The organism is Microbacterium sp. MYb72 (assembly GCF_002979415.1).
In the GTDB taxonomy this organism is placed as follows: domain Bacteria; phylum Actinomycetota; class Actinomycetes; order Actinomycetales; family Microbacteriaceae; genus Microbacterium; species Microbacterium natoriense.
Window position 1 is genome coordinate 42270 of sequence record NZ_PCOT01000030.1, and the last position, 7864, is coordinate 50133.

General features: G+C 69.0%; 8 protein-coding genes. 2 read left to right on the plus strand and 6 right to left on the minus strand.

What is annotated here, in order from left to right; genetic code table 11:
• Positions 1-4: 4 nt before the first annotated feature.
• Genes efeB through efeU form a run of 3 tightly spaced genes read right to left on the minus strand, consistent with a single transcriptional unit; the run spans position 5 to position 3517 of the window.
• On the minus strand, positions 5-1285 hold the full coding sequence (gene efeB / locus CQ047_RS15240) for an iron uptake transporter deferrochelatase/peroxidase subunit (protein ID WP_181155966.1): 1281 nt from the start codon (positions 1283-1285) through the stop codon (positions 5-7).
• Between the two features lie 58 nt (positions 1286-1343).
• Positions 1344-2576 (minus strand): iron uptake system protein EfeO, encoded by a 1233-nt coding sequence (gene efeO / locus CQ047_RS15245; protein WP_105676622.1) that lies wholly within the window; start codon positions 2574-2576, stop codon positions 1344-1346.
• Positions 2573-3517, minus strand: coding sequence for an iron uptake transporter permease EfeU (efeU, locus tag CQ047_RS15250; RefSeq protein ID WP_105676623.1), 945 nt, complete (start codon positions 3515-3517; stop codon positions 2573-2575). The genes efeO and efeU overlap by 4 nt, the downstream gene beginning before the upstream one ends.
• A 151-nt stretch (positions 3518-3668) precedes the next feature.
• Here efeU and CQ047_RS15255 point away from each other — a divergent pair, with 151 nt between their 5' ends.
• Positions 3669-4673 (plus strand): isopenicillin N synthase family oxygenase, encoded by a 1005-nt coding sequence (locus tag CQ047_RS15255; protein ID WP_105676625.1) that lies wholly within the window; start codon positions 3669-3671, stop codon positions 4671-4673.
• Positions 4674-4827: 154 nt separating this feature from the next.
• Here the strand turns inward: CQ047_RS15255 and CQ047_RS15260 are convergent, their stop codons facing one another.
• From CQ047_RS15260 to rpsO, 3 genes are all read right to left on the minus strand, one after another.
• Positions 4828-5151, minus strand: a complete 324-nt coding sequence (locus CQ047_RS15260) for a transcriptional regulator (protein ID WP_105676626.1) — start codon at positions 5149-5151, stop codon at positions 4828-4830.
• Positions 5148-6053 carry a hypothetical protein gene (locus CQ047_RS15265; protein WP_105676627.1) on the minus strand — a complete coding sequence of 302 codons (906 nt, stop codon included), beginning with the start codon at positions 6051-6053 and terminating at the stop codon, positions 5148-5150. The genes CQ047_RS15260 and CQ047_RS15265 overlap by 4 nt, the downstream gene beginning before the upstream one ends.
• 146 nt (positions 6054-6199) lie before the next feature.
• Entirely contained in the window at positions 6200-6469 is a 270-nt protein-coding gene (rpsO, locus tag CQ047_RS15270; RefSeq protein WP_005048780.1) for a 30S ribosomal protein S15, read from the minus strand.
• 186 nt (positions 6470-6655) lie between these two features.
• On the opposite strand from rpsO, the gene CQ047_RS15275 reads away from it, so the two are divergent.
• Complete coding sequence (locus tag CQ047_RS15275; RefSeq protein ID WP_105676628.1) at positions 6656-7825, plus strand: MFS transporter; 1170 nt, start codon at positions 6656-6658, stop codon at positions 7823-7825.
• The last annotated feature ends 39 nt before the right edge of the window (positions 7826-7864 follow it).

A 7864-nucleotide genomic window follows, 5' to 3' on the forward strand; every position in this document is an offset into this window, starting at 1 on the left:
AGCCTCAGGCGAACAGCTCGGCGCCGACGTACGAGCCCGCTGCGGCGCCGCCGGGGATCGCCCAGATCCCCGAGCCGACGTGGCGGATGTACTCGTTCATCAGGTCGGTCGAGAGGCGCTTCTGCAGGGTGATGAACTGCTGCGGGTCGCGCTGGTACGAGAGGAAGAACAGTCCGGCGTCCAGGCGTCCGAGTGCGTTGTTCCCGTCGACGTAGTTGAACCCGCGGCGCAGGATGCGGATGCCGTCGTTCTGGTCGGGGTGCGCGAGCCGCACGTGCGAGTTCCGGTCGATCGCCGACCCCGAGAACGTCGGCTCGGTGAACTCGTCGCCACCCGACAGCGGAGCGCCGCTGCCCTTCTCCCGACCGATGATCGTGTCCTGCTCGCTGAGCCGCACACGGTCCCACGTCTCGATGAGCATCGCGATCTTGCGCGCGACGAGATAGGAGCCGCCGGCCATCCAGGCGGGCTCGGCGGACGCAGGCACCCAGACGTTCTCCTCCAGCGCCTTCGAATCGTCGGCGAGGATGTTCGCCGTGCCGTCCTTGAACCCGAAGAGGTTGCGCGGCGTCGCGCCGGCCGATGTGGTGCGCGAGGTCTTGCCGAAGCCCAGCTGCGACCATCGGAGGCGGGCGCGTCCGAAGGCGATCCGGCTGAGATTCCGGATGGCGTGCACGGCCACCTGCGGATCGTCTGCGCACGCCTGGATGCACAGGTCTCCGTGCGAATGCGCGGGGTCGAGGTCGTCGCCGAGGAAGGCGGGAAGACGCTCCAGGCCCTCAGGGCGCAGCGCCGCGATGCCGTATCGATCGCCGTCCTCGTTCTCGAAGAGGGTCGGCCCGAAGCCGATGGTGATCGTGAGCCCGGCCGCGGGAAGCCCCTGCGCCTCGCCGGTGTCGTCCGGCGGCTGCTCGGCGTCGCCGCCCACCGCTCCGGTCGCGCTCACCTCGAGCCCCTGCGTGATGCGAGAGGCCGCGTACGACCAGTCCTGCAGCAGCGAGATCAGATCGTCGCGGTCGGTGCGGGGCATCATGTCGAAGGAGGCGAAGTGCAGGTGCTCCTGCACAGGGGTGGTGATGCCCGCCTGGTGCGCGCCGAAGAAGTCGTAGACGCTCTGCGCGTCGGCATCCGCCCTCGCCCGTCCGAGCGCGACGCCTCCGGCCAGTCCCCCGCCGACGCCGACGGCGAGTCCGGCCACGCCTCCGCCAAGGGCCAACCCCAGCAGCCCACGCCTGCTCAGACCCGGAGAAGCGGATGCCGCGGCCCCCGCATCGTCATCCGACACGGGGACAGCGGCATCCGTCTTGCTTTCACTCACCTCGGGATCGTACCTGTTCCGTGAGTCAGTCGAGGACCGTGCCGGTGAGCTGGGACAGCGGCTCCGCCAGCGCGTTGATCAGGTCGGTGAACTCGCGCTTGTCGTCCTCCGTGAGCTGCGAGTAGTTCACGAAGCCGTCGGTGAGCGAGCCGTGCTTCGCGAGCGCCGCCTCGAGGGCCGCGTAGCCGTCCTCGATCTCACCCACGAGCTTCTTGCCCTCGGCGCCCTGCGCCTCGGCGAAGTCCTGCACGAGCGAGAAGGCCATCTTCGACCCCTCGACGTTGGCGGCGAAGTCGTAGAGGTCGGTGCCGGACCACCAGTCCTCCTCGCCGGAGATCTTGCCCGTCGCGACCTCGTCGAGCAGCGCGATCGCGCCGTTCGAGATGCCGCCGATGCCCTGGTCGTCGAGCGCCGTGGTGAAGTCCTTCGAGTGCACGTAGTCGTACAGCTCCTGGGTGTCGGCGATCAGCTGATCACCGTAACCCGCGCGCTCCTCGGGCGTGGACGGCGCCCAGTCCTGCCAGGCGGGAGTCTCTCCGTCGGCGTTCAGCGCGTCCTGCGCAGGCACCCAGAGGTCCTTCTCGATGCGGTGGAATCCCGTCCAGTCGAGCCCTTCGGCGACGGCGTCGACCTCGCGGTAGTCGATCCTCGGGTCGAGGTCACCCAGAGCCTCAGCCACCGGCTCGATGCGCTCGTAGAACGCCCGGGTCTGCGGGAAGAGCGTGCGCGCGGTCTCGTCGTCTCCCGACTCGTACGCGGCCACGAGGGCGTCGACCGCGGGGACGAGCTGACCGACCTGGTCCTTCACGAAGGCCGCGTAGAGGTCGACGGCCTTCTGCTTCTGCTCGGCATCCTCTCCGGTGACGGCGACGCGGTCACCCGTGACGGTGAACTCGGCCTTGCCGACGCCGTCGCCGATCATGCCGGGCTTGCAGAGCGTGTAGTAGGTGCCGGGCTGCGCAACGACCGTGAGGGTGCGCGACGCGGCGGGGGCGATGTTCTCGACCTCTCCGACGATGCGGAGGCCGTCCTCGGCCAGCAGGTAGAACTCGCTGGTCTGGCCGCTGGTGTTCTTGACGTCGAAGACCAGCGTGCCGCTCTTCGCGGTGGCGCCAGAGACGTCGCACGCGCTGTCGGTCGAGGAGACGTCGAACGAGGCGCCAGCGGCGACGTCGGCCTTGGCGACGCAGCCGCTCAGGACGAGCGCTGCCGCGCCTGCGGCGGCGAGGGCACCGAGGATCCGGCGAGAGGTGGTCATGCTGCTCCTTGCTGTGTGAGTGAAGGCGTCGCGGCGTTCTCGACCGGCGCGACCGCCGCACGAGCGGTCCTGCGGCCGCGAAGACCGCGGAGGAAGAAGAATCCGACGACGAGGATGTAGACGGCCCAGACCACGACCTGAAGCCAGGACATCTGCGGGCGGAAGCCGATCGTGGCCTGGAGGATCGTCGCCCACGTGCTGTCCGGCGCGATCGCCGAGCTGACGTCGAACGCCCACCCGAACGGGAAGGCGGTCCAGCCGATGCCGACCGCGCCGGTGACGGGATCGATGGGAGCGAGCGGACTGAACGGGCCGGGGAGCGCGCCGGCCTCCTGCAGGTCCATGATCGCGTAGGCGAGGACCCCCGCGGCGACGATCACCAGGAATGCACCTGTCCAGGCGAAGAAGCGCCTGGTATCGAGGCGGACGGCGCCGCGTGCGAGGAGCCAGCCGACGACGACGGCGACCAGGAGACCGAGAAGGGCGCCGACGACGGCCAGCGGGGCATCCCCGAACGACTGCACCATCGACCACAGCAGCAGCGTCGTCTCGATGCCCTCCCGCGCCACGGAGACGAAGCCGATCGCGACCAGCGCCCAGAGCCCGCCCTGGGTGAGCGCTCGATCGATGCCGCCCTCGAGCGTCGCCTTCATCGCCCGCCCGGCCTTCTGCATCCAGAAGATCATCCAGGTGACCATCGCGACGGCGAGGAGCGACATCAGCCCGCCGATGAGCTCCTGTGCGCCCGGGGCGAGCGCGTACGCGCCGAACGTGAGAACGGCGCCGAAGACGATCGCCAGCGTGATCGCGAGACCGATGCCGATCCACAGCCGAGGCAGAGCGTCGCGGCGACCGAGCCTGCGGAGATAGGCGACGAGGATGCCGACGACGAGCGCGGCTTCGAGGCCCTCACGAAGGCCGATCAGAAAGCTGGCGAGCACGGGTGGAGACTCTCTCGATACGGACGAAGGTAAGGCATCCCTTACCGATGAGACTTTAGCACCTGCGCATCACCCGCTCGAATGCCGTCACGCTCGGTAATGCTCTGAAACACTCGGCGCCGGTGCCCCACAGCCGATCTACTCTCGGGACATGGCTGAACTCTCGCTCCCGATCCTCGACCTCTCCCAGCTCGATGCAGGCCCGGAGGCGGCCGCACGGTTCCGCGACGACCTGCGGAAGGCGACCCACGACGTCGGCTTCTTCTACCTCACCGGCACCGGCGTCTCGTCGGACCTCGAAGCCCGGCTCCACCGCGCGGCCCTCGACTTCTTCGCTCTGCCGGAGGACGACAAGCTCGCGATCGAGAACGTGAACAGCCCGCACTTCCGCGGCTACACCCGCATCGGCGGAGAGCGCACGCAGGGGAAGGTCGACTGGCGCGAGCAGATCGACATCGGCCCCGAGCGCCCGGCGGTCGACGACGGCCCCGCCTTCAACCGACTGATCGGACCGAACCTGTGGCCCGATGCCCAGCCGGAGCTCCGTGACGTCGTCGGCGAGTGGCACGAGACCCTCTCCGATGTCTCCCGCAGGCTGCTGCGCGCCTGGGCGCAGGCCCTGGGCGCCGAGGAGTCGTACTTCGACGAGCACTTCGGCGAGCCCTCCACACTCATCAAGATCGTCCGCTATCCCGGCACCCACGAGCCCGAGCCGCAGCAGGGCGTCGGCGCACACAAGGACTCCGGCGTGCTGACCCTGCTCTGGGTCGAGCCGGGCAAGGGCGGCCTCCAGGTCGAGCGGGACGGATCGTGGGTCGACGCGCCTCCCGTGCCCGGCGCCTTCGTCGTGAACATCGGCGAGCTGCTCGAGTACGCGACAGGAGGCTACCTCAAGGCCACGAATCACCGCGTCGTCTCCCCGCAGGCGCCGGACGAGCGCATCTCGATCCCGTTCTTCTTCAACCCCGCGCTGGACAAGCGGCTGCCGCTCATCGAGCTGCCCGACGACCTCGCGGCCGAGGCGACCGGGGTCACCGAGGACCCGAGCAACCCCATCCACGCGCTCTACGGAGAGAACGCGCTGAAGTCCCGGCTGCGCGCGCACCCCGACGTGGCGGCGATCCACCACGCGGACCTGGTGGCGGCGACCGTCTGACCCGACGGCGCTTCCGTTCCGTCGGTACTGCCGCCCCCTTGCAAGGCTCGGCCGGCCTCCAAAGGCGTGCCGGCGGGGTCGGCGCCGTGCAACGTGCCCGCCGTCGGCATCCCCGCCGAGGTCGTCCGTCGCCGCGGCGAACTCGCGAGAGACGTCAGAACCCGACGTGCCCGCCGAGCTCGACGATCTCGCGCAGCGCGCGCAGATGCCCGGAGAAGGCACTCATTCCTGCCGGAGTGGAGCGCACCCAGGTGCGAGGCCGGCTTCCCGCGCTCCCCTTGCGTGCTCGCACGTAGCCGGCGGCCTGCAGGTGCGAGATCGCTTTGCTGAGGGCGGAGTCGTTCGCCTGGAGGATGTCGGCGAGCGTCGCGAAGTCGAGTTCGACGCCTTCTCCGAGCGATGCCATCAGCGAGAACCTGATGGGCGAGGCGAAGTTGTCGTCGAGACGTGTCCGCGGATGGGCGTCGCGTTCGGTCATCTCCCCTCCGAGGGGGCCTCGGCCGTCGTCGACGGCTCGTCGACCGGCGCGGGCAGACACGCAGCGATGCACAGCAGCGCTGCGGCTGCTGCGGCCGCTCCCAGGGCCGACGGCAGGGTCACGGCGTCGGAGTACGCACGCTGGAGCGCGAGCCAGGTGACCACGCCCATGCTCGACAGGTAGGCCGCGATCTGAGGCCACCGCCAGTACCGTCCGAGCGCCTGCGGGCCGGCATCCGTCGCCCAGAGGAACAGCCACACGACCACGGCCATCATCACGAGGATGCCGACGATCGAACCGAGCAGCGCGTTCTCGATGCCGATCGACAGCGCGGCGACGCCGATCAGGATGCCGAGGCCCGCGGTGGCGGCTCGAGTCTGGCCCGGCAACGGCTCCCGCGGTCTCGCGGGTCGCCGTTCCTGACCTCGCTCGCGCCACAGCAGGGCAGCGCCGTAACCGCCGAACCCCAGAAGAATGGCGAGGCCGGGGATGAAGTTCATCCACAGCGGGCGGTTCTGCGCGTCGATGAGGATCAGCAGGAAGAGCGCGACCATCGCGACGCCGTAGACGACCACCGCTACGACCGACCACGGCCTCGGGCCGAACGCCCGCCACTGCACGCCCGCGCGCTCGGCGAACCCTGCGCTGATCTGACCCGTGACGATGATCAGGAAGATGAACGGCTGCGTCGACGTCGCGTCCGCGCGATTGACCAGCAGCAGGGCGGTGATGAGGATGGCGATGGCGATGCCGCTGAGAACGGCCTGCCACGACGACGCACGCCGGTCGACGCGCTCGTCACGACGACGGTGCACCTCCTCGACCTCGTCGAGGTACTGGCGCGCGACATCAGCGGACGGCGGAGCGAGCGGTGCGGTGCCGTCGATCGGCTTCTGTTCCATGATGACCCCCGGTTTCCATCGGGAAAGCTTCTTACTTTCCTACGGGAAAGAAGCCGGGTCGTCAACCTGGACATGACGAAGGCCGCCCACACCGTGGGCGGCCTTCTCAAGAATGTTCTGCGCGATTGAACGCTGGGCTCAATGCCTTATCGACGCAGTCCGAGACGCTCGATGAGCGAGCGGTAACGGTTGATGTCGATGTCCTGGAGGTAACCCAGGAGACGGCGGCGCTGACCGACGAGCAGGAACAGGCCACGACGCGAGTGGTGGTCGTGCTTGTGCTCCTTGAGGTGCTCGGTGAGGTCCTTGATGCGCTGCGTCAGCATTGCGACCTGCACCTCGGGGGATCCGGTGTCACCGGGGTGCGTCGCGTACTCTTCGATGATCGCCTTCTTGACGTCTGCTTCCAGTGCCATAGATTCGATCCCCTCTCTGCTTGTTGCGCGGTGCCCGGCACCTGATGTGCGAGCTCTCTTTATCCGCGGCCGATCAAACGGCAACCTGAAGAGTCTACCAGCCATCCGGCCCCACGGGCGACCATGCGCGGCGCCCGCTCCCCCGCCCCTCGGATACGCTCGGAGGGTGCAGGACCGAGAAGAACAGTGAGCGCGACGCGCGGCCATCTCATCGATCTGACCCCGCTGCGGCGGAGCCCGGCGTTCGCCAGGATGTGGATCGGATCCACACTCACCGGCATCGGCGGGCAGCTCACCATCGTCACCGTGATGCTGCACGTGTTCTCCCTCACGCACAGCACCTTCGCCGTGTCCATGATCGCGGTGGCGGGGCTCGTGCCGATGATCCTCGCGGGCCTGTACGGCGGCATGCTCGCCGACGCCTTCGACCGCCGTCTCGTCGCGTTGATCGCCGCCACCGTGACGTTCGCCTCGACGGCCCTCCTCGCCGCACTCACCTGGACCGGCATGGAGACGATCTGGTGGCTCTACGCGCTCAGCATGATCAACTCCGCCGCGAACTCGGTGGGCATGGCCACCCGCACCGCGATCGTGCCCCGTCTGATCCCGAGAGATCAGCTCGCGGCGGCATCCGCGCTGAACGGCGTCGCGTTCGGGCTCACCGTCATGGCGGGGCCAGCGCTGGCCGGCATCCTCGTCGCCCTGACTGGGTACGGCTGGACGTACTCGATCGACGTCGTGCTCATGCTGTCGATGTTCCTCGGGCTGTGGACGCTCCCGGCGCTGCGCCCCGAGGGCGAGACCGTGCGGCCGGGCCTCGAGTCTCTCAAGGACGGCTGGCGCTTCCTTCGCAGGGCCGGGAACATCCGGATGCAGTACATCCTCGACATCGTCGCGATGACCTTCGGGCAGCCGCTCGTGCTCTTCCCCGCGCTGGGCACGGTGATCCTCGGCGGAGGCGCCGTCACCACCGGCCTGCTCACCGCGGCCGTCGCCGTCGGCACCTTCGGATCGAGTCTGCTCTCCGGCCGCGTTGTGCAGTACCGGTGGCACGGACGCGGTATCGCGAGAGCCGTCGAGGCGTACGGAGCCGCGATCGCCCTGTTCGGCCTGGTCCTGCTCATCGGCGCCCTCACCGGCTCGGCCACCGAGAGATCTCCGAGCATCCCCCTCATCGTGGCCGCCTGCGTCGCGCTCGCCCTCTCAGGAGCCTCCGACAACGTGAGCTCGATCTACCGCAACACGATGATGCAGGCCGCCGTGCCCGACACCATGAGAGGACGCCTCCAGGGAGTCTTCATCATCGTGGTCGCGGGCGGGCCTCGGGTGGGCGCGCTACGAGGGCGATCACGATGAACCCGCCCAGCAGCGGCGGGAACCACAGCGCCGTGAAGG

Excerpts from the sequence above, each read along its gene's own strand:
- CQ047_RS15260 (WP_105676626.1), bottom strand. The coding sequence starts at position 5,151 with ATGACCGAACGCGACGCCCATCCGCGGACACGTCTCGACGACAACTTC.
- CQ047_RS15255 (WP_105676625.1), top strand. The coding sequence starts at position 3,669 with ATGGCTGAACTCTCGCTCCCGATCCTCGACCTCTCCCAGCTCGATGCA.
- CQ047_RS15265 (WP_105676627.1), bottom strand. The coding sequence starts at position 6,053 with ATGGAACAGAAGCCGATCGACGGCACCGCACCGCTCGCTCCGCCGTCC.
- efeO (WP_105676622.1), bottom strand. The coding sequence starts at position 2,576 with ATGACCACCTCTCGCCGGATCCTCGGTGCCCTCGCCGCCGCAGGCGCG.
- rpsO (WP_005048780.1), bottom strand. The coding sequence starts at position 6,469 with ATGGCACTGGAAGCAGACGTCAAGAAGGCGATCATCGAAGAGTACGCG.